The sequence below is a fragment of the Nocardioides lianchengensis genome (assembly GCF_900101465.1).
Lineage (GTDB): Bacteria > Actinomycetota > Actinomycetes > Propionibacteriales > Nocardioidaceae > Nocardioides > Nocardioides lianchengensis.
This window is the reverse complement of record NZ_FMZM01000004.1, coordinates 248200-269576: the sequence shown is the minus strand read 5'-3', so window position 1 is coordinate 269576 and position 21377 is coordinate 248200. Positions and strand designations below refer to the sequence as shown.

Annotated in this window: 19 protein-coding genes, 2 tRNA genes and 1 other RNA gene; 13 read left to right on the top strand and 9 right to left on the bottom strand. The window is 73.7% G+C overall.

From position 1 onward, the window contains the following. Positions 1 to 131: 131 nt before the first annotated feature. Positions 132 to 359 (bottom strand): tautomerase family protein, encoded by a 228-nt coding sequence (locus BLT76_RS09255; RefSeq protein ID WP_090854171.1) that lies wholly within the window; start codon positions 357 to 359, stop codon positions 132 to 134. Positions 360 to 518: 159 nt separating this feature from the next. Between BLT76_RS09255 and BLT76_RS09250 the strand changes: the two genes are divergently transcribed. From BLT76_RS09250 to BLT76_RS09235, 4 genes are all read left to right on the top strand, one after another. Then, positions 519 to 1145, top strand: a complete 627-nt coding sequence (locus BLT76_RS09250; RefSeq protein ID WP_170866985.1) for a YcnI family copper-binding membrane protein — start codon at positions 519 to 521, stop codon at positions 1143 to 1145. Next, complete coding sequence (locus BLT76_RS09245; protein WP_090854165.1) at positions 1142 to 2809, top strand: copper resistance CopC/CopD family protein; 1668 nt, start codon at positions 1142 to 1144, stop codon at positions 2807 to 2809. The genes BLT76_RS09250 and BLT76_RS09245 overlap by 4 nt, the downstream gene beginning before the upstream one ends. Positions 2810 to 2884: 75 nt before the next feature. Continuing rightward, positions 2885 to 5023, top strand: a complete 2139-nt coding sequence (helR, locus tag BLT76_RS09240) for an RNA polymerase recycling motor ATPase HelR (RefSeq protein ID WP_244509335.1) — start codon at positions 2885 to 2887, stop codon at positions 5021 to 5023. A 174-nt stretch (positions 5024 to 5197) separates the two neighbouring features. Then, a complete protein-coding gene (locus BLT76_RS09235) occupies positions 5198 to 6394 on the top strand; it encodes an MFS transporter (RefSeq protein ID WP_090854159.1) in 1197 nt (398 codons plus the stop codon). Between the two features lie 40 nt (positions 6395 to 6434). On the opposite strand, the gene BLT76_RS09230 is transcribed toward BLT76_RS09235, so the two are convergent. Beyond that, positions 6435 to 6524, bottom strand: a tRNA-Ser gene (locus tag BLT76_RS09230). 93 nt (positions 6525 to 6617) lie between these two features. Here BLT76_RS09230 and ffs point away from each other — a divergent pair. The 7 genes from ffs (at position 6618) to BLT76_RS09195 (ending at position 12974) form a co-directional block, all read left to right on the top strand. Further along, positions 6618 to 6708: signal recognition particle sRNA small type (gene ffs, locus BLT76_RS09225), an RNA gene on the top strand. Between the two features lie 191 nt (positions 6709 to 6899). Then, complete coding sequence (locus BLT76_RS09220; protein ID WP_090854156.1) at positions 6900 to 8996, top strand: DNA polymerase III subunit gamma and tau; 2097 nt, start codon at positions 6900 to 6902, stop codon at positions 8994 to 8996. A 25-nt stretch (positions 8997 to 9021) separates the two neighbouring features. Then, positions 9022 to 9411 (top strand): YbaB/EbfC family nucleoid-associated protein, encoded by a 390-nt coding sequence (locus tag BLT76_RS09215; protein ID WP_090854153.1) that lies wholly within the window; start codon positions 9022 to 9024, stop codon positions 9409 to 9411. Position 9412: 1 nt separating this feature from the next. Next, positions 9413 to 10012, top strand: a complete 600-nt coding sequence (gene recR, locus BLT76_RS09210) for a recombination mediator RecR (protein ID WP_090854150.1) — start codon at positions 9413 to 9415, stop codon at positions 10010 to 10012. Further along, positions 10005 to 10589 carry a DUF5063 domain-containing protein gene (locus BLT76_RS09205; protein WP_090854147.1) on the top strand — a complete coding sequence of 195 codons (585 nt, stop codon included), beginning with the start codon at positions 10005 to 10007 and terminating at the stop codon, positions 10587 to 10589. Before recR ends, BLT76_RS09205 begins: the two co-directional genes overlap by 8 nt. Before the next feature lie 64 nt (positions 10590 to 10653). After that, positions 10654 to 11928, top strand: a complete 1275-nt coding sequence (locus tag BLT76_RS09200) for an aspartate kinase (protein ID WP_090854144.1) — start codon at positions 10654 to 10656, stop codon at positions 11926 to 11928. Beyond that, complete coding sequence (locus BLT76_RS09195) at positions 11925 to 12974, top strand: aspartate-semialdehyde dehydrogenase (protein WP_090854141.1); 1050 nt, start codon at positions 11925 to 11927, stop codon at positions 12972 to 12974. Before BLT76_RS09200 ends, BLT76_RS09195 begins: the two co-directional genes overlap by 4 nt. A gap of 15 nt (positions 12975 to 12989) precedes the next feature. Here BLT76_RS09195 and BLT76_RS09190 read toward each other — a convergent pair whose 3' ends face one another. From BLT76_RS09190 to BLT76_RS09180, 3 genes are all read right to left on the bottom strand, one after another. Continuing rightward, positions 12990 to 13817 carry a hypothetical protein gene (locus BLT76_RS09190; protein ID WP_090854139.1) on the bottom strand — a complete coding sequence of 276 codons (828 nt, stop codon included), beginning with the start codon at positions 13815 to 13817 and terminating at the stop codon, positions 12990 to 12992. 119 nt (positions 13818 to 13936) lie between these two features. Next, a tRNA-Pro gene (locus BLT76_RS09185) sits at positions 13937 to 14010 on the bottom strand. A gap of 78 nt (positions 14011 to 14088) precedes the next feature. After that, a complete protein-coding gene (locus BLT76_RS09180) occupies positions 14089 to 15012 on the bottom strand; it encodes a metallophosphoesterase (protein ID WP_090854136.1) in 924 nt (307 codons plus the stop codon). A gap of 26 nt (positions 15013 to 15038) precedes the next feature. On the opposite strand from BLT76_RS09180, the gene BLT76_RS09175 reads away from it, so the two are divergent. Then, positions 15039 to 15497 carry a GatB/YqeY domain-containing protein gene (locus BLT76_RS09175; protein WP_090854541.1) on the top strand — a complete coding sequence of 153 codons (459 nt, stop codon included), beginning with the start codon at positions 15039 to 15041 and terminating at the stop codon, positions 15495 to 15497. Positions 15498 to 15508: 11 nt separating this feature from the next. Here BLT76_RS09175 and BLT76_RS09170 read toward each other — a convergent pair whose 3' ends face one another. Then, positions 15509 to 17776 (bottom strand): transglycosylase domain-containing protein, encoded by a 2268-nt coding sequence (locus BLT76_RS09170; protein ID WP_090854133.1) that lies wholly within the window; start codon positions 17774 to 17776, stop codon positions 15509 to 15511. Positions 17777 to 17984: 208 nt separating this feature from the next. Here BLT76_RS09170 and BLT76_RS09165 point away from each other — a divergent pair, with 208 nt between their 5' ends. Next, positions 17985 to 18293 (top strand): WhiB family transcriptional regulator, encoded by a 309-nt coding sequence (locus tag BLT76_RS09165; RefSeq protein WP_090854130.1) that lies wholly within the window; start codon positions 17985 to 17987, stop codon positions 18291 to 18293. Positions 18294 to 18320: 27 nt separating this feature from the next. Here BLT76_RS09165 and bagB read toward each other — a convergent pair whose 3' ends face one another. The 3 genes from bagB to BLT76_RS09150 are packed head-to-tail and all read right to left on the bottom strand — an operon-like array spanning position 18321 to position 21278. Then, positions 18321 to 19502, bottom strand: a complete 1182-nt coding sequence (bagB, locus tag BLT76_RS09160; protein WP_090854127.1) for an ArsA family ATPase — start codon at positions 19500 to 19502, stop codon at positions 18321 to 18323. Further along, complete coding sequence (gene bagA / locus BLT76_RS09155) at positions 19502 to 20509, bottom strand: ATPase BagA (protein ID WP_090854122.1); 1008 nt, start codon at positions 20507 to 20509, stop codon at positions 19502 to 19504. The genes bagB and bagA overlap by 1 nt, the downstream gene beginning before the upstream one ends. 31 nt (positions 20510 to 20540) lie before the next feature. Then, on the bottom strand, positions 20541 to 21278 hold the full coding sequence (locus tag BLT76_RS09150; protein ID WP_090854119.1) for an IclR family transcriptional regulator: 738 nt from the start codon (positions 21276 to 21278) through the stop codon (positions 20541 to 20543). Positions 21279 to 21377: the final 99 nt, after the last annotated feature.

Here is a 21377-nt window from a genome sequence, read left to right as displayed (position 1 = left end):
CCTCCCCATTGGCGCACTTGCGCTGGTGGCGGGCGGTCGGCCCGGGGGCACGCGGGCGGCCCGCCGGACACAAACAGACCGGCCGGCGATCCCCGTGGGATCGCCGGCCGGTCTCGTGGAGCAGCGTCGGGTCAGGACCCGTCGGCGAGCGCGGCGACCACGCCCGCGCGGCTGTCGTCCTCGCTGGCCAGCACGCCGCCGTTGGCGACGATGTCGGGGGTGATCTCGCTGAAGACCATGCGGACGTCCTGACGGCGGGCGCCGAGGATCTCGACCGCGTCGTCGGCCACGGCCTGGGCGAAGGCGCGGCGCTGCTCGAGGGTGCGGCCGGCCAGCAGCTCGACGGTGATGTTGGGCATGGAGAGGGGTCCCTTCGTTGGTGGCCGCATCCGGGAGGCAATCCACATGAGCGACCTTGGTTCGTCATTCTGAACCCTAGAGACGATTCACATTCTTGACAAGAGTTCAGTGGGCTGGTTCAGTGCGCTGGGTCACACCGATCAGGACAGGACGTGAACGTGGACCGGCGGCACCTCTCCACCCGCGCGCGCCGGGCGGCGCTCGTCGTCGCGGCGGGCGTGGTCCTGTCCGTGGGGCTCTCCGTGGGCCTCGCCGCCCCGGCCGCCGCCCACGTCACCATCTCGCCCTCCACGACCGCGGCCGGCGAGGTCGCCGTGCTCCGGGTCGCCGTCGAGCACGGCTGCGAGGACTCGGCCACCACCGAGGTGGCGATCCGGATCCCCTCCGGGATCAGCGAGGCGGCTCCCGCCCCGCACCCGCTGTGGGAGGCCGAGACCGTCCCGGCGCCGGAGGGGTCGACCTCGGTGGTCTTCCGTGCCGACCGGCCGGTCCCGGACGGGCAGGCCATCGAGCTGGAGCTGGAGGTACGGCTGCCCGAGACCGGCGGCACGCTCGTCTTCCCCACCGTGCAGACCTGCGAGAGCGGCGAGCTGGCCTGGCTGGAGACGGCCCCGGACGGGACCGACCCGGAGCGCCTCGAGCTGCCGGCGCCCACGATCGTCGTCACCGAGGCCGACGCCGACGGTCGCAGCACCACCTCGCTGGCCGTCGGCGTCCTGGGTGCCGGCGTGCTCGGCACCGCCGTCGTCGGCGGCGTGCTGGCCCGGCAGCGCCGGCGCCCATGACCCGATCCCTCCCGCAGGTGCGGCGGAGCGGCGTGCTCCTCGCCCTGGTGGCCCTGGTCGCCGCCCTGGTGCTCGGCACGGCCGCGCCCGCGAGCGCCCACGCGCTGCTGGTCAGCACCGACCCGGTCGAGGGCTCGGTGCTGCCCGAGTCGCCCGAGCGGATCACCTTCACGTTCAGCGAGGCGGTGACCTCGGTCCCCGACGGGGTCCAGGCGTACGACGCCGCCGGCGAGCCGCTCGGCTCCGCGGTCGAGGTGAGCGGCGAGGAGGTCGGCGTCGTCCTCGACGAGGAGGTCGCCGAGGGGACCGTGGTCGTCGTGTGGCGGGTCCTCTCCGACGACGGTCACCCGGTCAGCGGCTCGCTCACCTTCTCCGTCGGTGCGCCGAGCCCCACGGTGGTGCCGCCGCCGGACGTGGACACGTCCACCTCCGACGTACCACCGGAGCTGAGCGCCGCCCGCGGTGTCGGGTACGTCGGGCTGCTCCTCGCGGTCGGCCTGGTCGGCTTCGCCCTGCTGCTCCTGCCGGGCGACCGCACGACGGACAGGGCCCGGCGGCGGCTGGTGGTCGCGACCCGGGGCGCGACCGCGGTGACCGCCCTGGCCTGGCTCGTCACCCTGCCGCTGACCGCGACGTACCAGCTCGGGGGCCAGGGCTCCTGGACCAGCGGGGACGCCTGGGCCCTCCTCACCCTCACGGAGTACGGCGTCGTCGCGGCGGTCGTGCTCGGCACCGCCCTCGCCGTGCTGCTGCTCGGCGACGGCCGGCCCGGTCCGGTCCGTACCCGCGTGGCCCTCGCCGCGGCCGCCGTGGCGGTCGCCGCCCCAGCCCTGACCGGCCATACCCGCGCGGCCCCGCCGGAGCTGCTGGCGATCGGCGCCGACGTGGTCCACCTGGTGGCCGGCAGCGTCTGGCTCGGCGGGCTGGTGGCGCTGGTGCTGGTGCTGCCCGACCTGGCCGGGCGGGGCGAGCTGGGGGCCGAGGTGCTGGCCCGCTTCTCCGGGGTCGGGGCGGTGGTCCTCGGGGTCCTGGTCGTCACCGGCTCGGTGCTGGCCTGGCGGATCCTCGGGTCGTGGGGCGGCCTGGTCGACACCGGCTACGGCCGGCTGCTGCTGGTCAAGATCGGGGCCGCGGCCGTGGTCGCCGCCCTGGCCGCGTGGAACCGGTTCGCGCTGGTCCCGCGCTTCCGCCGGGCCGAGCGTCGTCGCGATCGCCGCTCAGGTGCCGAGCTGGTCGTCCGCACGACCTTCGCCGAGGCCGGCGTACTGGTGGCGCTGCTGCTGGTCACCGGGGTCCTCGTCGACACCAGTCCCGAGACCGGGCGCGCGGCGGTCGAGGCGGCCGACACCGGTCCGCACGAGGGCCAGCTGGGCCCCTACGAGATCGTCGCGGCCATCTCTCCGCACACCGTCGGCCCCAACACCGTCACGGTCCAGGTCCGCGACGGCGGGGCGCCGATCGACGCCCTCGAGGCGCCCCGGGCCCGGCTCTCGACCGACGACGTCGACCTCGGCACGCTGGCGCTGGAGAAGGTCGGAATCGGCACCTACTCCGCGGAGGTGGTGGTCCCCGCGGCCGGCCGGTGGGACCTGCAGGTGTCGCTGCGGACCACCGAGTTCGACAACCCGGTCACGTCGCTGCGGTTCACCGTGTCGGAGCGGTGAGCCCCTCCACTCTCAACGTATAGCGCAGCAGGGGGCTTGCGGCAAGGCCCCTGGGCGGACCCAGAATCTCCCGCCGTGACGACCGTCTTCGCCCTTCCCGACCACCTCTCCGCTAAGGCCGACCCCCGTCTCGTCGGCGCCGACGAGCAGTTCTTCGCCACCCTCGCGACCAGCCTCGAGCGGTCGGTCGCCGACCTGACCGCACGGCTGGACGAGGCCCGCCGCGCCCCCGCCGGGCACGGCACCGCGGCCCTGGAGCGCGACCAGGAGGTGCACCGGCTGACCGCCCGGCTGCGGACCCTGCGCCGCTTCGGGTTGGACCTCTGCCTGGGGCACCTCGTCCCCGCCGACGGCGGCGCCCCCGTGTACGTCGGCCGCCTCGGCCTGACCGGCCCCGCGGGGGAGCGGCTGCTCCTGGACTGGCGCTCGCCCGCGGCCGAGCCGTTCTTCGGCGCCACCCACGCCGACCCGATGGGCCTGGCCAGCCGGCGCCGCTACCGCTGGACGCTCGGGCGGATCAGCGACTACTGGGACGAGGTCTTCACCCCCGACGGGTACGACGGCCACGCCGCCGCGCTCGACGACCAGTCGGCGTTCATCGCCAGCCTGGGCGCGGACCGGTCGGACCGGATGCGGGACGTGCTCGGCACCATCCAGGCCGACCAGGACGCGATCATCCGGGCCGGCTCCCGGGGCGCGCTGGTCGTCGACGGCGGGCCGGGCACCGGCAAGACCGTGGTCGCGCTGCACCGCACGGCGTACCTCCTGTACGCCGACCCTCGGCTCGGCCACCGGCGCGGCGGGGTGCTCTTCGTCGGGCCGTCGGCGCCGTACCTGACCTACGTCGGGGACGTGCTGCCGAGCCTCGGCGAGGAAGGCGTGCAGGCGGCCACGCTGCGCGACCTGGTGTCCGAGGGTGCGACCGCGGTGCCGGAGACGGACCCGGAGGTGGCCCGGCTGAAGGCGAGCGCGGCGATGGTCGCGGCGATCGAGCCCGCGGTGGCGCTCTACGAGGAGCCGCCGACCGAGGGGTGCGTGGTCGAGACGCCGTGGGCCGACCTGTGGCTGAGTGCCGAGGACTGGGCCGAGGCGTTCGGCTCACCGGATCCCGGGACGCCGCACCACGAGGCGCGCGAGGAGGTCTGGGAGGCGCTGGTGACGATCCTGGTGGACGCGTGCGAGGACGCGGACGTGCCGGAGGACCAGCTGCGGCGGGCGCTGCGCCGCAACGACGACCTGGTCGACGCGTTCGGCCGGGCCTGGCCGGTGATCGAGCCCACCGACCTGGTCGGCGACCTGTGGACGGTGCCGGCGTACCTGCGCCGGTGCGCGCCCTGGCTGGCGCCCGAGGAGGTCCGGGCCCTGCAGCGCCGCGACCCGCACGCCTGGACGCTCGCCGACCTGCCGCTGCTCGACGCCGCCCGGCTGCGGCTCGGCGACCCGGGGATCTCGCGGCGCCGGCGGCGCGCGGAGGCCGCCCGGGCCGCCGAGCGGGCGGAGATGGACCGCGTCGTCGAGCACCTGATCGCCACCGACGACTCGGAGATGCACCTGATGTCGATGCTCCGCGTGGAGGACATGCAGGCCAAGCTGGTCGACCAGGACGCGCTGCCCGCCGCGGACCCCGACCTGCTGGCCGGCCCGTTCGCACACGTCGTGGTCGACGAGGCCCAGGAGCTCACCGACGCGGAATGGCAGATGCTGCTGCGCCGCTGCCCCTCGCGCAGCCTGACCGTCGTCGGCGACCGGGCCCAGGCCCGGCACGGGTTCGTGGGGTCGTGGCCGGAGCGGCTCGCGCGGGCGGGCCTGGACCAGGTCGAGGTCGCGTCGCTGAGCATCAACTACCGCACGCCCGAGGAGGTGATGGCCGAGGCCGCGCCCGTCGTACGGGCGGCGGTCCCGGACGCCAACGTGCCGACGTCGGTCCGCAGCACCGGCGTCCCCGTCCGCCACGGCGGTACGGCGGAGCTCGCCCGCGTGCTGGACGACTGGCTCGCCGCGCACCCGGACGACGGCACGGCCTGCGTCATCGGCGACCCGTCGTACCGCCCCACCGACCGGGTCCGCTCGCTGACCCCCGAGCTGGCCAAGGGGCTGGAGTTCGACCTGGTCGTCCTGGTGCGGCCCGCCGCGTTCGGCACCGGCGTCTCCGGCGCGGTCGACACCTACGTCGCGATGACCCGGGCCACCCAGGAGCTGGTGGTCCTCAGCTGAGGGCCGGTCCCGTCTCGGCCACGACCATCGCCGCCGCTGACCGGATTCCGGTCCCCCACGTCCGGGCGGAGGTGAGAGCCTTGCGGTCGCGTCTCGGGGCCCGGACCAACGTCCAGGCTGTGGTGGAGGCGGTCCGGCGGGGAGTCATCGAGGCGGGCCAGAGGTGGGGGAGTGATGGGGGGAGCCGGGCGCACCGGCCTGGTGGTCGGGTTGGCGTCGTACCTCGACGCGGGGGCGCTGGTCACCTCGGGCCTGGCCGTCGGCGGCATCTACGCCGACACCCTGCCCCTCGGGGACGGCGCGGTCGGCGCGCTGCTCGGGACCCAGACCCTGGCCTTCGCCGTCGGCGCCGTGGCCGGTGGCCGGCTGGCCGACCGGATCGGCCGCCGGCGGGTCCTCCTCGTCTCCCTCGTCCTCTACGCGCTGGGGGTCGCGCTGCTGGCGGGCGCCCAGGGGCCGGCGACCCTGGCCGCGGGGCTGCTGCTCTCCGGCCTCGGCATCGGGGCCGACCTGCCCTCGTCCCTCGCCCTCGCCAGCGAGTCCGCGCCCCCGGGCCGCAAGGCTCGGCAGGTGGCCCTCACCCAGGTGTTCTGGGGGGTGGGCATCGGCGCGACGGGACTGCTCGCGCTGCTGCTCTCGCCCTGGGGCGAGGCCGCGGCCCGGCTGCTCTACCTGCACCTCCTCCTCGTCGCCCTGGTGACGCTCGGCCTGCGCCTCTCGGTCCGCGAGACCGTCGAGTGGACCGAGGCGCGGGCCACCCGCACGGTCACCCCGGTCCGGGCCCGGCTCGGGCCCCTGCGCGGTCCGGCGGTCACCGCGGCCCTGGCGACCGGTCTCTACTACGCCCTGTGGACGCTGGGGGCGAACACCCTCGGCCAGTTCAAGCCGTACCTCTGGGTCCAGGTCCTGGGCGGGAGCGCGGGTGGCGCCTCCGCCCTGCTCCTGCTCGCCCTCCCGCTGGGGCTGACCGGATCCTTCGTGTTCGCCGCGGTGGCCGACTCCGGGCGTCGTACCCGGTGGGTCGCCGTGGGCTCGCTGACCGTGGCGGCGGGCTGGGCGCTGCTGCTCGTCGTCCCCGGCCGCGCGACCTTCGTGCTCCTCGTCGCCGTCTCCGCGCTCGGCGCGACGCTCGCCGGCGAGTCGCTCTACAAGGTGGCGACGCAGGAGCTGGTCCCGACCCTCCAGCGCGCGACCGTCCAGGGCCTCACGATGGCCGTCGCCCGGGTCCTCGCCGCCGGGTTCGCCGTCGTCACCCCGGCCCTCGCCCGGGCCGACCTGTCCCTGCTGGTCGGGATCGTCCTGGTCACCCAGCTGCTGGCCGCCGGGATCGCGCTGGCCTGGCTGCCGCGCCTGCGGCAGCGGGCCGCTTGAGCAGAACGGCGCCGTACGAAGTCGCACGGCGCCGTTCCGGTGGCGGAGGATAGGGGATTCGAACCCCTGAGGGCTTTCACACCCAACCCGCTTTCCAAGCGAGCGCCATAGGCCACTAGGCGAATCCTCCGCGGAGGAGCGTACCCGTCGCCCTCGGTGCGGGTGAAATCCCCCTCGCCCCCTCGCTTTGGTGGCTCCGGGATCACTCACCTACACTCGGGCCAACCCCCCGTGTGGCGGCATCTCGCCCAACTCCCCCAGGGCCGGAAGGCAGCAAGGGTAAGTGAGCTCTGTCGGGTGCGCGGGGGGCCTTTTCATGCCCCCACGCCCGAGCCCGCGAGGGCGTGGAGAAGGGCAGGAGGTCGAGTAGCGTCGGGCGGAATCGCGAGCGAAGCGAGCGAGCCCGCCGACGCGTATCGAGACCCATTCGGTGATCGCGAGTCGATCCGGACCTCTCGTACGACGCCCGCTACCGACTGTCGGACCCGGTCGTTAGTGTTCTGGCGTGGAGTCCCCCCTCGCGCTGTACCGCCGCTACCGGCCGGAGACGTTCGCCGAGGTCATCGGCCAGGACCACGTGACCGCGCCGCTGCGGTCCGCGCTGGCCAACAACCGGGTCAACCACGCCTACCTGTTCTCCGGCCCGCGCGGCTGCGGCAAGACGACGAGCGCCCGGATCCTGGCCCGCGCCCTCAACTGCGAGCAGGCGCCGGTGGCCGACCCGTGCGGCGAGTGCGACAGCTGCCGCGACCTGGCCCGCGGGGGGCCGGGCTCGATCGACGTGATCGAGATCGACGCCGCCTCCCACGGTGGCGTCGACGACGCGCGCGACCTGCGGGAGAAGGCGTTCTTCTCGCCGGTGCGCAGCCGCTACAAGGTCTACATCATCGACGAGGCCCACATGGTGACCACGCAGGGCTTCAACGCCCTGCTGAAGCTGGTCGAGGAGCCGCCGCCCCACCTGCGGTTCATCTTCGCCACCACCGAGCCGGAGAAGGTGCTCCCGACCATCCGGTCGCGGACCCACCACTACCCGTTCCGGCTGATCCCGCCGCGGCTGCTGTCGTCGTACCTCTCCGAGCTGTGCGAGAAGGAGCAGGTCGCCATCGAGCCGGCCGCGCTGCCGCTGGTGGTCCGCGCGGGCGCCGGGTCGGCGCGCGACACCCTGTCGGTGCTCGACCAGCTGCTCGGCGGTGCCGGCCCCGAGGGGGTCACCCACGACCTGGCGACCGGGCTGCTGGGCTACACGCCGGACACCCTGCTCGACGAGGTGGTCGACGCGTTCGCTGCCGCCGACGGCGGTGCGGTCTTCGGCGTGGTCGACAAGGTGGTGGAGACCGGCCAGGACCCGCGCCGGTTCACCGAGGACCTGCTGCGCCGGCTGCGCGACCTGGTGATCGTCGCGGCCGTCCCGGAGGCGACGGCCTCCGGCCTGATCGACGTCTCGGAGGACCAGGGGGAGCGGCTGGTCGCCCAGGCGGCCCGCTTCGGCGCCGCCGAGCTCAGCCGCGCCGCCGACCTGGTGGCCACCGGGCTGACCGAGATGCGCGGCGCGACCGCGCCCCGGCTGCTGCTGGAGCTGATCTGCGCCCGGGTGCTCCTGCCCGGCGCCGACCACTCGACCGCCGGTGTCATGGCCCGGGTCGACCGGCTCGAGAAGCGGCTCACCATCACCGGCGTCCCGTCGGCCGCGGTCGCCGCGCCGGCCCCGCCCGCCCCGCCGGCCCAGGACCGCCCCGCCGACGTCAGCGTGGCCTCCGACCGGGCCACCGAGGCGGCCCCGCCGCCGACCCCGCCGGTCGAGTCGCGCCGTCCGGTCGACACCCCCGCGGCGCCGGCCGCCCCGGCGCCCGCGCCCGAGCGGGAGCCCGAGCCCGCGCCGGTGATGGCCCCCACGCCGACGGCAGCGCCCGCCCCGGCCGCGCCGGTCTCGGCCCCGGCCGCAGGCGGCCTCACTCTGGTCGAGGTCCGCCGGCTGTGGCCCGACATCGTCGAGGCCACCAAGCTGCGTCGGCGGGTGGCCTGGATGATCCTCACGCAGAACTGCCAGGTGGTCGCGGTCGAGGGCAAGGTCGTCACCATCGGCTTCTCCAACGCCGGCGCCCGCGACTCGTTCGTCCAGGGCGGCTGCGACGAGGTCTTCCGCCAGGCGGCGATCGACGTCGTCGGGGCGGACTGGAAGGTCGAGACCATCGTCGACCCCGGCACCCAGCCCGGGTCCGGCGGCCAGCCGGCGGCGCCCGCTGCTCCGGCGCCCGCCGCCCCGACCCCGGCCGCGCAGGCCGACGCGGCGCCCGCCGCCCCGGCCGCGCCGCCCGACTGGGCGGCCGAGCCCGCGCCCGAGGCGGCCGCCCCGCCCCCGGAGCGGGCCGAGCGGCCCGAGCGCCCCGGGCCTGACGCGATCGCCCGCGCCCGCGAGGCCGTCCAGCAGACCCGGCCGGCCGGCCAGGGTGAGCCGGCCGCGCCCGACCCGGACGCCTACGACGCCGACGCCGACGTCCACCCCGACGACCTCGACGCCGACATCGACCAGCTCGGTGCCTCCGAGCTGCTGGCCCGCGAGCTCGGTGCTCGCGTGGTCGAGGAGATCCGCCACCAGTGACCATCAACTTCCCCGAGGTGACCCCATGACCCAGAACCCCTTCGACGCCCTCGGCGGCGGTGGCTTCGACATGAACGCCCTGCTCCAGCAGGCCCAGCAGATGCAGAGCCAGCTGCAGGAGGCCCAGGAGCGGCTCGGCGAGGCCCGGGTCGACGGCACGGTCGCCGGCGGCGCCGTGACGGTCACCGTCAGCGGCGTCGGCGAGCTGGTCGGGGTCGAGATCAAGGCCGGCCAGTTCGACGGCGGCGACGCCGACGACCTCTCCGACCTCGGCGACATGATCGTGGCCGCCTTCCGCGACGCGAAGGCCCAGGCCGACGCCCTCGCCGGCGAGGCCCTCGGCCCGCTGGCCGGCGGCCTGCCCGGCGGCGACCAGCCCGGGGGCCTCCCGGGCCTCGGTCAGCTCGGGTTCTGAGTTGTACGAAGGCGTCGTCCAGGACCTGATCGACGAGCTCGGTCGGCTGCCGGGCGTGGGTCCCAAGAGCGCGCAGCGCATCGCGTTCCACCTGCTCCAGGCCGACCCCGTCGACGTACGCCGCCTCGCCGACGTGCTGATCGAGGTCAAGGCCAAGGTCAAGTTTTGCAGCATCTGCTTCAACGTGTCCGAGGACGAGCAGTGCCGGATCTGCCGTGACCCGCGCCGCGACCCGACCGTGTTGTGCGTGGTCGAGGAGTACAAGGACGTCGTGGCCATCGAGCGCACCCGCGAGTACCGCGGCCGCTACCACGTCCTCGGCGGGGCGATCTCGCCGATCGACGGCATCGGGCCCGAGCAGCTCCGGATCCGCGAGCTGATGACCCGGCTGGCCGACGGCACCATCACCGAGACCATCCTCGCCACCGACCCCAACCTCGAGGGCGAGGCCACCGCCACCTACCTCACCAGGATGCTGAAGCCGATCGGGTTGCGCGTGACCCGTTTGGCGAGTGGACTGCCCGTGGGGGGTGACCTGGAGTACGCCGACGAGGTCACCCTGGGACGAGCCTTCGCAGGGAGACGATCCGCAGATGACTGACACGACCGCCACCGAGGACTTCGCGCAGCAGATCGCCGACCAGGTGGAGAGCTTCCTGGTCGCGATCCAGGCCATCTCGCGCGACGAGGAGGGCAGCGGTGCGATCTCGCTGCTGCTGCTGGAGGTCAGCCAGCTGCTGCTGGCCGGCGCCCGGCTCGGCGCACAGGCCGACTTCGAGCCCGACCAGGAGTACCAGCCCGACGTGGGGCCCGACCCCGACCTCGACGCGATGCGGTTGCGGCTGGCCACGCTGCTCGGTCCGGTCGACACCTACAGCTACGTCTTCGACCCCTACGTGCCCGAGCTCGACACGGCCAACCTGTCCGACGAGCTGACCAGCGTGGCCACCGACGTGGCCAACGGTCTGCGCCACTTCCGCAACGGCGACGTCGCCGAGGCGCTGTGGTGGTGGCAGTTCTCCTACGTCTCGTCGTGGGGCACCAGTGCCAGCGCGTCGCTGCGGGCGCTGCACTCGATCGTCACCCACTCGCGCCTGGACGCCGACGACGAGGTCGACGCCGAGGTGGTCGCGGTCGCCGATGAGATGCTCGCCGGACGCGACGTCACGGGCCGGTAAACTCGGGGCCGGTCGCGAGCAGGTGCGGCCGTCGTACACCCCCGAACCCCGAAGGTAGAACCCCGTGGGCATTGTCGTGCAGAAGTACGGCGGGTCGTCGGTCGCCGACCCCAGCGCGATCAAGCGCGTCGCCCGACGCATCGTGGAGGCCAAGAAGGCCGGTCATGACGTCGTCGTCGCGGTCTCGGCGATGGGCGACTCGACCGACGAGCTGATCGAGAAGGCGCAGGCGGTCAGCCCCGCGCCGCCGGCCCGCGAGCTCGACATGCTGCTCACCGCGGGTGAGCGGATCTCGATGGCGCTGGTCGCGATGGCGATCTCCGACCTCGGCTACAGCGCTCGGTCGTTCACCGGCTCGCAGGCCGGCGTGATCACCGACTCGGTCCACGGCAAGGCCAAGATCATCGACGTCACGCCGGGACGCATCGAGTCGGCGATTGCCGAGGGCCACATCGTCATCGTGGCCGGCTTCCAGGGCGTGTCCCAGGACACCAAGGAGATCACCACGCTCGGCCGCGGAGGCACCGACACCACCGCCGTCGCCCTGGCGGCGGCGCTCGGCGCCGAGGTGTGCGAGATCTACACCGACGTCGACGGGGTGTTCACCGCCGACCCGCGGATCGTCCCCGCCGCCCGCAAGCTCGACCGCGTCTCCACCGAGGTGATGCTCGAGATGGCCGCCAACGGCGCCAAGATCCTGCACCTGCGGTGCGTCGAGTACGCCCGCCGTTACGACATGCCGGTCCACGTCCGCTCCTCCTTCTCGCAGAAGGAGGGGACGTGGGTCATCCCCGACCAGCAAGAGGGAGCAGAACCCATGGAGCAGCCGATCATCGCCGGGGTCGCGCACGACCGCAGCGAGGCCAAGATCACCGTGGTCGGCGTGCCCGACAAGGTGGGCGAGGCGGCCCGCATCTTCGAGGCCCTCGCCGGCTCCGAGGTCAACATCGACATGGTCGTCCAGAACGTCTCCGCCGCCGCGACCGGCCGCACCGACATCTCCTTCACGCTGCCGCGCACCGACGGCCAGACCGCGATGGCCGCGCTGGCGCGGATCCAGGACGAGGTCGGCTACGAGCAGCTCCTCTACAACGACCAGATCGGCAAGGTCTCGCTGATCGGCGCCGGCATGCGCTCGCACCCCGGCATCACCGCGAAGTTCTTCTCCGCGCTGGCCTCGGCCGGCGTCAACATCGAGATGATCTCCACCTCCGAGATCCGGATCTCGGTGATCGTCGACGAGGCCCAGGTCGACGAGGCCGTCCGCGCGACGCACACCGCGTTCGACCTCGACGCCGACGAGGTCGAGGCCGTCGTGTACGGCGGGACCGGCCGATGAGCGCCCGCCTGAACATCGGTGTCGTCGGCGCCACCGGCCAGGTCGGCGTCGCCATGCGCCAGATCCTGGAGGAGCGGGACTTCCCGGTCGACCAGATCCGGTTCTTCGCCTCGGCCCGCTCGGCCGGCAAGGTGCTCCAGTACGCCGGCCGCGAGGTCGTCGTCGAGGACTCCGAGACCGCCGACCCCACGGGCCTCGACGTCGCGCTCTTCTCCGCCGGCGCCACGGCTTCGCGCGCGCTGGTCCCGAGGTTCGTCGACGCCGGCGTGATCGTCGTCGACAACTCCAGCGCCTTCCGCAAGGACCCCGCGATCCCGCTGGTCGTCTCCGAGGTCAACCCGGACGCCGCGGCCGACGTGATCGCGGCCGGGCGCGGCATCATCGCCAACCCGAACTGCACCACCATGGCCGCGATGCCGGTCCTGAAGGTGCTGCACGAGGAGGCCGGCCTCGTCCGGCTCGTCGTGTCGACCTACCAGGCCGTCTCCGGCTCCGGCCTCGCCGGCGTCGACGAGCTGGCCACCCAGGTCGCCGCGGCCGGCGACAAGGCTCGCGAGCTGGCCTACGACGGCTCCTCGGTCGCGTTCCCCGACCCGGTCAAGTACGCCCGCACCATCGCCTACAACGTGCTGCCGCTGGCCGGCGCCCTCGTCGACGACGGGCTGAACGAGACCGACGAGGAGCAGAAGCTCCGCCACGAGTCCCGCAAGATCCTCGGCCTCCCCGAGCTGAAGGTCTCCGGCATCTGCGTGCGGGTCCCGGTCTTCACCGGCCACTCGCTGTCGGTGAACGCCGAGTTCGCCGCGCCGCTCTCGCCCGCGCGCGCCACCGAGCTGCTGGCCACGGCGCCGGGCGTCGAGCTGTCCGACATCCCGACGCCGCTGCAGGCGGCCGGCCAGGACCCGTCGTACGTCGGCCGGATCCGGCAGGACGAGGGCGTCGACGACGGCCGCGGCCTGGCGCTGTTCATCTCCAACGACAACCTCCGCAAGGGTGCGGCGCTCAACACCGTGCAGATCGCCGAGCTGGTCGCCGCCGCGCGCTGAGCCGACCGACGGGGGCTACTCCCGCGCGGGCTCGATGACCGCGGTGGTCACCCAGTGGCTGCCGGCGTAGGTCGCCGTCGAGACCGCCGGGATGACCAGCAGCATCCACCACGAGTCGAGCGACTCGACGAGGAACAGCAGCGCGGTCACGGCGAGCAGGCCGACGCCGAGGAAGCTGGTGCTCGTCGGGTCGGGGACGCCGGACCAGCGCAGCAGCGCCCCGCCGGCGATCACGGCGACGATCAGGATGGCCAGGACGAGCGGGTAGCCCGCCCCGCCGCACGACGACGTGCCCTGGGCGGCCTCGCAGACCTGCTGCCCGCCCGCGGTCAGCAGCACGACCAGCACGCCCACCAGCAGGCCCGTCACGACCGCCGCGGTCAGGCCGGTGACGATCGGTCCGCGCGGCGTCCTCGCGGCCTTCTCCGGCCGCGGCGCGGGCGCAGGCTCCGGGGCGGGTACGACGGCCGCGGGCTCGACCTCGTCGGCGTACAGCGGCGGCGCCTCGTGCGCCGGCTGGATCGGCCGCGACTCCGCGGCCGCGACCTGGTCGTGGACCGGCTCCGGCTCGGGGGTCGGCTCGGGCTCGGGGACCGGTTCCGGCTCGGCGATCGGCTCAGGCTCGGGGACGGGCTCGGGCTCGGGCACGGACTCCACGGCCGGCACCGCCTCCAGCACCTCGGTCGGCTCCGCAGGAGCGGGCTCGACCGTCTCGACCACCTCGGTCGGCTGCTCGTCCACGGTCGGCTGCGCGGGTGCCGGCTTCGGCTTGCGTCGGCGCCGGAACAGCGAGGGCGGTTCGAGGGACGGCGGCGGCGCTGCCGGGTCGCGGTCGTCTGCCATGCCGGTGAGTGTGCCACGGGCGCAGGAGATCCCTGACGATCTGCGGGGAGCGGGCCGCCGCGAACCGACGAAATGAACGGGTGCCCCGGACCTGAAGGTCCGGGGCACCCGGTGATCGGTCGGGCTGACAGGATTTGAACCTGCGGCCTCTTCGTCCCGAACGAAGCGCGCTACCAAGCTGCGCCACAGCCCGATCCATGAGCTCCGGCCGAAGCCGGGCTCACAAGCACGGGAGCATACCGGAGCGGGTCAGGCCGAACCCAATCGAGGGTCAGCTGCGAGACACCAGGGTCAGCAGGGTCGCCTCGGGACGGCAGGCGACCCGGATCCGGGCGTAGGGGCTGGTGCCGAGGCCGGCCGACACGTGCAGCCACGACGAGCCCGGGTCGCCGGGGCGGGAGCCGGCCGGGTGCCGGTGCAGGCCGCGGGCGCGGGCCGGCTCCAGGTCGCAGTTCGTGGTCAGGGCGCGGCCACCCGGCAGGCAGACCTGGCCGCCGTGGGTGTGGCCGGCGAGGACGGCGTCGTACCCGTCGGTGGCGAACTGGTCCAGCACCCGGAGGTACGGCGCGTGCGCGACCCCGAGCCGCAGGTCCGCAGTCCGGTCCGCGGGTCCGGCGATCTCGTCGAGGCGGTCGTACTCGAGGTGCGGGTCGTCGACGCCGGCGAAGGCGATCGTCGTCCCGCCGACGGAGACGGTCGCGCGGGTGTTGGTCAGGTCGACCCAGCCGCGGTCGGTGAACGTGGTGCGCAGCTCGCGCCAGGGCAGCTGGGCGACGTCGGTGTGCCGCTTGCCGGTGTCGGGGAGCAGGTAGAGGAACGGGTTGCGGAAGGACGGCTCGAAGTAGTCGTTGCTGCCCATCACGAACACGCCGGGTACGTCGAGCAGCGGGCCGAGCGCGTCGCGGACGGCCGGGACGGCGTCGCGGTGGGCGAGGTTGTCGCCGGTGTCGACCACCAGGTCGGGGCGCAGCACCGCGAGGCTCGAGAGCCACTCGAGCTTGCGGGTCTGGTCGGGGGTGACGTGCAGGTCGGAGAGGTGCAGCACGCGCAGCGACGGCCGGCCGGGGGCCAGGACCGGCACGGTCACCCGCCGCAGCGTGTAGCGCCGCGCCTCGACCAGGGCGTACGACGTGAGGGCCGCGCCCGCGACGGCGCCCGCGCCCAGCAGGCGGGGGACAACTCGGTCGAGGAGCACGTGGCAAGGCTGCCACAATGGCCCTCATGAGCTCCCTGAAGGACCGTCTCCGTGCCGACCTCACCACCGCCATCAAGGGCCGTGACGAGGTGCGCTCCTCCACGCTGCGGATGGTGCTGACGGCGCTGACCAACGCCGAGGTCGCCGGCAAGGAGGCTCGCGAGCTCAGCGACGACGACGTCGTCAGCGTGCTGTCCAGCGAGGCCAAGAAGCGGCGCGAGGCCGCCGTCGCCTTCGACGACGGCAACCGGCCCGAGATGGCCGCCAAGGAGCGGGCCGAGGCCGCAGTGCTCGCCGACTACCTGCCCCAGCAGCTGAGCGTGGAGGAGATCTCCGCGATCGTCACGGCCGCCGTCGAGCAGGTCGGCGCCGCCGGCGAGGGCATGAAGGCGATGGGCAAGGTGATGGGCGTGGTCCAGCCCCAGGTCAAGGGCCGGGCCGACGGCTCCGCCGTCGCCGCGGAGGTACGCCGCCAGCTCGGCTGACGCCGCGACGGTCAGCGACCGCCGCGGCCACCGTTCCCGCGGCCGCCGTTGCCGCGGCCACCCCGGCCGTCGTTGTCGTTGTCGCGGCCATCGCGACCGCCCCTCCTGGGCGGCGGGGCGGGCGCCGTGACGCCGGCGCCCGCCACGCCCGAGGGGTAGACGAAGTCCTTGTTGTCGTAGAGGTCGAGGGTGGCGCGCATGGCCGAGCCCCAGATCGGTGCGGCCAGGCGGGAGCCGGAGACGGCGCCGTAGATGGTCTGCGAGCCGATGTCGACCCCGTTGAGGCTGGAGGGGGACCCCTCCTGGTTGGCGCCGGCGATCATCGCCGCCGCCGCCATCGTCGGGGTGTAGCCGGCAAACCACACCGAGTTGCCGTTGTTCGTCGTACCGGTCTTGCCACCGGCGTCGCGGCCGAGGTTCTGGGCGGCGGCGAAGCCGGAGCCCTCGAGGAGCCCGCGGAGCACGTCGCTGACCGCGTCGGCGGTGCTCTCCTGCATCACCCGGGTGCAGGTCGGCTTGTACTCCTTGAGCACGTTGCCCTTGCTGTCCTCGATCGAGGTGACCGGTCGCGTGTCGCAGTGCTTGCCGCGGGCGGCGAAGGTGGCGTAGGCCTCGGCCATCTCCAGCGGGCTGACGTCGGCGACGCCGAGGGTGAAGTTGGGCACCCGCTCGGCGCCGTTGCCGCGCTTGTCGCCGGTCGGGTTGGTGAGGTCGAGGCCCATCTTCTTGGCCAGGTTGTACGGCTTGCAGATGCCGGTCATCTTCTCGAGGCCGAGGAAGAAGGTGTTCACCGAAAGTCGGGTGCCGTTGTACATGTTGGCCACGATGCTGCCGGTCGTGGAGTTGGGCACCTGGAACTCGCCGTAGCCGTAGGGCTCACCGTCGCAGTCCTCGTAGTCCTCCTCCTGGAAGGTCCCGGGGGAGGGCGAGTTGATCGCCTCGGAGAGCGGGATGCCGTCCTCGATCGCCTGGGCGAGCACGAAGGCCTTGAACGTCGACCCGCCCTGGAAGCCCTTGGCCGTGCCGTACTTCTCGTTGACGGCGTAGTTGATGAAGGTCTGGCCGGCCTTCTTGTTGCGACCCATCGGGCGGGACTGGGCGATCGCGCGGACCTCGCCGGTGCCGGGCTCGACCATCGCGAGGCCGCCGATGGCGTTGGCCTTGGGGGAGGAGACGGTGTCGGTCACGGCCTTGTCGGCGGCGTCCTGGAAGCGCTGGTCGAGCGTGGTCCGGATGGTCAGACCGCCGGACTTCAGGATCTGCTCGCGGTCGGCGCGGGTGCGGCCCAGCGACTTGTCGCGCATCAGGTACTTCAGGACGTAGTCGCAGAAGAACGGAGCCGAGGCGGAGGTGCAGCCGTTGTTGGCGGGCTGGACGCGCAGGCCGAGCGAGCGCTCCTTGACCCGGTCGGCGCGCTCCTGCGGGATGACGTTGAGCTGGGCCATCCGGTCGAGGACGACGTTGCGGCGGGCCAGGGCCCGGTCCTCGTTGTCGGTCGGGTCGAGCGCGTCGGGGCTCTGCACCAGGCCCGCGAGCATCGCGGACTGACGCAGGTCGAGCTTGCGCGCGTTGACGTTGAAGTAGTGCTTGGCCGCGGCCTGGATGCCGTACGCGCCGTCGCCGAAGTAGGCGATGTTGAGGTAGCGCTCGAGGATCCAGTCCTTGCTGTGCTCCTCCTCCATCGCGATCGCGTAGCGCAGCTCGCGGATCTTGCGGGAGTAGTCGGTCGCGGTCGCCTCGCGCCGCTCCTCGTCGGTGTTCGCCTGGGTCACCAGGGTCTGCTTGACCAGCTGCTGGGTGATCGAGGAGCCGCCCTGCACGGTGGCCCCGTCGTTGGCGGCGTTGGTGACGAAGGCGCGCAGGGTGCCCTTGAGGTCGAGCGCGCCGTGCTCGTAGAAGCGGTAGTCCTCGATGGCCACGATGGCCTTGACCATCGTGCGCGAGATCTGGCCGAGGGAGACCTCGACGCGGTTCTGGTCGTAGATGGTCGCCATCACGTTGTCCTGGCTGTCCAGGATCTGGGTGCGCTGCGGGAGGACGCCGGTGTCGAGCTCCTCGGGCAGGTCGGCCAGCGCCTCGGAGGCGTTGCGGGCGCCCACGCCGGCGACGCCGGCAAACGGGATCGCCAGGCCGGCCACGATGACGCCCAGGACCGCCGAGACGGCCAGCATCACCACGACGTGCGAGACCACCCGGCCGGCGGTCAGGCGGTCGCCACCGGAGGTCGGCGGCGGCGAGGACGGCGGCGGCGAGGACGGCGGCAGGGGCGACGACGGCATGGCTCCCAGGGTACGGGAGCGCGGGAACCCCAGCCGCTTCCCCGAGGTTGGAGTGGCCCGTTATGACTAGTCAATTCGGACTAGTGAGATTGGTTCCTCTGTGTCTGTCTGGACCTCTCAGCATTCTTTAACTTTGTCCCTGAGGGAATCCCGAGAACAGTGCGTCATGGGGACGCGGTCTGGCTCGGATGATGTGGGGACATCAAACATGTGGGTTGAGGACTGGACGCCGCGCGCCGCCTGCCGGACGGCTTCGCCGGACCAGCTGTTCGTGCGTGGCGCGGAGCAGAACAAGGCCAAGCAGCTGTGCGCGGGTTGCCCCGTGCGCACCGAGTGCCTCGCGGAGGCGCTCGACAACCAGATCGAGTGGGGCGTCTGGGGCGGCATGACGGAGCGGGAGCGCCGCGCGCTGCTGCGCCGGCGCCCGGCCGCGTCGTGGCGCTCGGTGCTGGAGACGGCGCGGGAGCAGGGCGGCCAGCCCGCCACCACGCCGGTCACCCCGGCCGTTCACGCCTGACCGGTCCCGGTCGACTCGTCCGGGGCGTCAGCCCTGGGCGAGCAGGGTGCCGACGCGCCGCAGACCCTTGAGGTCGTGCACGTCCGTCGGCAGCGCCGGTACGACGGCCGTAGCGACGTGCGGGTGCGCCGCCGCGAATCGCTCGCGGAGCACCGCCTCGCGCTCGGTCGTGCGCACCCGGTCGGCGTGCAGCCGGAGGAGTCCGGCCGTCAGCGACGTCGGGTCGAGCTTGCGCAGTCGGGCAGCTGCGGTCGTGGCCTCGTCGGCGGAGAGCCGCCCGCGCGGGGCCGGGCTCGCCCGGTTGACGACCAGGCCCGCGAGCGGCATCCGGTCCTCGCCGAGCCGCTCGACGAAGTACGCCGCCTCGCGCAGCGCGTCCGGCTCGGGCGCGGCGACGACGAGGAACGCCGTCCCGTCGGCCTGGAGCAGCGCGTAGGTCTTCTGCGCGCGCGCCCGGAAGCCGCCGAAGACGGTGTCGAGGGCGGCGACGAACGTCTGCACGTCGCGCAGCACCTGCCCGCCCAGGATCTTGGTGAGCGCGTTGGTGATCAGCCCGATGCCGGCGCTCATCAGCCGGGCCGGTCCCTTGGCCGGGGCGAGCATCAGCCGGATGAACCGGCCGTCGAGGAAGCTCGAGAGCCGCTCGGGCGCGTCCAGGAAGTCCAGCGCGGACCGCGACGGCGGGGTGTCGACCACGATCAGGTCGTAGCTGCCGTCGCGCTGCGCGTCGGCGTGGAGCTGGCCGAGCTTCTCCATCGCCATGTACTCCTGGGTGCCGGCGAACGAGCTCGACAGGGCGACGTAGAAGGGGTTCTCCAGGATCTGCTGCGCCTTCTCCGGGCTGGCCTGACCCTCAACCACCTCGTCGAAGGTGCGCTTCATGTCGAGCATCATCGCGTCGAGGTGGCCGCCGGCCGCGGCGTCGACGCCGGTCACCGGCCGGGGCGTGTTGTCGAGCTGCTCGATGCCCATCGACTGGGCCAGCCGCCGGGCCGGGTCGATGGTCAGCACCACGACCTTGCGGCCGCGCTCGGCCGCCCGGAGCGCCAGGGCCGCGGAGGTGGTGGTCTTGCCGACCCCGCCCGAGCCGCAGCAGACGATGATCCCGGTCGACCGGTCGTCGAGGAGCGCGTCGACGTCGAGGGCCGGCGCCGCGCCGGAGCGGGCGGCCAGCGGGCCGACCCGGGTGCGGGAGCTGCGCGCGGCCATCAGGCCATCCCCTGCTCGCGGAGCCGGGCGGCCAGGTCGTAGAGCCCGCCCAGGTCGATGCCGCCCGCCAGCAGCGGCAGCTCGTACGACGGCGCGTCCAGCTCGGCCACCAACGCGCGCTGGGCGTCCTCGAGCGCCCGGCGCTCGGCGTGGTCGCGGGCCTCGGCGGCCAGCCCGTCCACCAGCGTCTTGGTGGCCGTCACGCCGGCGGCCTCCAGGTCCTCGCGGACCGCTTCCTTGTCGAGGCCGCCGGACCGGGCGGCGAGAAGGTCGTCCGCGGCGATGTCGCGGGGGCGGACCTGGTTGACCACGACCGCGCCGACCGGGAGCCCGTTGGCCCGCAGCTCGGCGATGCCGTCGGCGGTCTCCTGCACCGGCATCTCCTCGAGCACGGTCACCAGGTGCACGGCGGTCCGCGGCGAGCGGAACAGCGTCATCATGGTGTCGGACTGGCTCTTGATCGGGCCGACCTTGGCCAGCCCGGCCAGCTCGCCGCTGACGTTGAGGAACTGCGAGATCCGGCCGGTGGGCGGGGCGTCGAGCACGACGGCGTCGTACTCGATGGCGCCCTTGTTGCGACTGTTGCGCTGCACCGCCTCGAAGACCTTGCCGGTCAGCAGCACGTCGCGGACGCCGGGGGCGATCGTGGTGGCGAACTCGATGACGCCGAAGCGGTCGAGCGCCCGGCCGGCCCGGCCGAGCTTGTAGTACATGGCGAGGTACTCGAGCAGCGCGGCCTCGGGGTCGATGTGCAGGGCGTGGACGACCCCCGCGCGCCGGCCGTCGCCGGGGTCGAGGCCGGCGGCGATGCGCCGCTCGGCGTAGGGGAGCGGGTCGACGTCGAACATCCGGGCGATGCCCTGGCGGCCCTCGACCTCGCAGAGCAGCACGTGCTTGCCGTGGGAGGCGAGGGCCAGCGCGAGGGCGGCGGCCACGGTGGACTTGCCGGTGCCGCCCTTGCCGGTGACGACGTGCAGGCGCACCTTCGCCCACGCCGCGTCCGTCATGGCCAGAAGGTTAGCCAGATCGGCCTCGCCGCTAACGCTTCGCGAGCGTCCGGGTCAGCTCGTGGGCCTCGCGCAGCAGCAGAGCGCCGAGGTCGGGACGGCGATCGTCGGCGAACCGGTGGGCGACGCCGGTGAGGCTGAGCGCCCAGCGCGGCCGGCCCTCGGCGTCGAAGACCGCGGCCCCCAGGCCCCAGCTGCCCTCGACGACCAGGCCGGGGTTGACGGCGTACCCGGTCTCGCGAGTGCGCTCGACGTGCTCCCGCGCGGCGGCGGCGTCCAGGTCGGCGCGCTGGAGGTAGGCGTCCACCTCGCGGTCGGGCAGGTGGGCGAGGAGCACCATGCCCGCCGACGCGACACCCAGCGGGAAGCGGACCCCCTCGCTGAGCACGTGGCTGCGGATGGGGAAGCTGCCGTCCTCGCGGACCAGGCAGATGGTCTCGTCGCCGCGGCGGGCCGAGAAGAAGGCGCTCTCGCCGGTGGCCCGGGCGAGGCGGCGCACGACCGGTTGCGCGAGCGCGGTGACGTCGTACCGCGGGGCGGCGGCGACGCCCAGGAAGTAGAGCTCGGGGCCGAGCAGCCAGCGTCCGGAGCCGGGATCGCGGTCGACCAGTCCCTCGGACTGCAGGGAGGCGAGCAGGCGGTGGGTGGTGGGACGGGGCAGGCCCGCGGCGCGCGCGGCCGCCGACGTGGTGGTCCCGGTCGGCTCCTGGGCTGCGACCGCGCGGAGGACGGCGCCGGCCCGGCCGAGGACGTCGGACGGTGCGTTCACCCAGTGGACGCTAGCTCAATCCCGGGTCCACTCGCCGACTGATCCACGTCTGCTGGGTGGGCGCTCGTTGACGGGCCGCCCGGGCCTGGCTGTGATGGG

What these genes read in the sequence shown, in the direction of transcription:
- BLT76_RS09255 (WP_090854171.1), bottom strand. Translation starts at nt 359, where the DNA reads ATGCCCAACATCACCGTCGAGCTGCTGGCCGGCCGCACCCTCGAGCAG.
- BLT76_RS09245 (WP_090854165.1), top strand. Translation starts at nt 1,142, where the DNA reads ATGACCCGATCCCTCCCGCAGGTGCGGCGGAGCGGCGTGCTCCTCGCC.
- BLT76_RS09235 (WP_090854159.1), top strand. Translation starts at nt 5,198, where the DNA reads ATGGGGGGAGCCGGGCGCACCGGCCTGGTGGTCGGGTTGGCGTCGTAC.
- BLT76_RS09215 (WP_090854153.1), top strand. Translation starts at nt 9,022, where the DNA reads ATGACCCAGAACCCCTTCGACGCCCTCGGCGGCGGTGGCTTCGACATG.
- BLT76_RS09205 (WP_090854147.1), top strand. Translation starts at nt 10,005, where the DNA reads ATGACTGACACGACCGCCACCGAGGACTTCGCGCAGCAGATCGCCGAC.
- BLT76_RS09195 (WP_090854141.1), top strand. Translation starts at nt 11,925, where the DNA reads ATGAGCGCCCGCCTGAACATCGGTGTCGTCGGCGCCACCGGCCAGGTC.
- BLT76_RS09190 (WP_090854139.1), bottom strand. Translation starts at nt 13,817, where the DNA reads ATGGCAGACGACCGCGACCCGGCAGCGCCGCCGCCGTCCCTCGAACCG.
- BLT76_RS09175 (WP_090854541.1), top strand. Translation starts at nt 15,039, where the DNA reads ATGAGCTCCCTGAAGGACCGTCTCCGTGCCGACCTCACCACCGCCATC.
- BLT76_RS09170 (WP_090854133.1), bottom strand. Translation starts at nt 17,776, where the DNA reads ATGCCGTCGTCGCCCCTGCCGCCGTCCTCGCCGCCGCCGTCCTCGCCG.
- BLT76_RS09165 (WP_090854130.1), top strand. Translation starts at nt 17,985, where the DNA reads ATGTGGGTTGAGGACTGGACGCCGCGCGCCGCCTGCCGGACGGCTTCG.
- bagB (WP_090854127.1), bottom strand. Translation starts at nt 19,502, where the DNA reads ATGGCCGCGCGCAGCTCCCGCACCCGGGTCGGCCCGCTGGCCGCCCGC.
- bagA (WP_090854122.1), bottom strand. Translation starts at nt 20,509, where the DNA reads ATGACGGACGCGGCGTGGGCGAAGGTGCGCCTGCACGTCGTCACCGGC.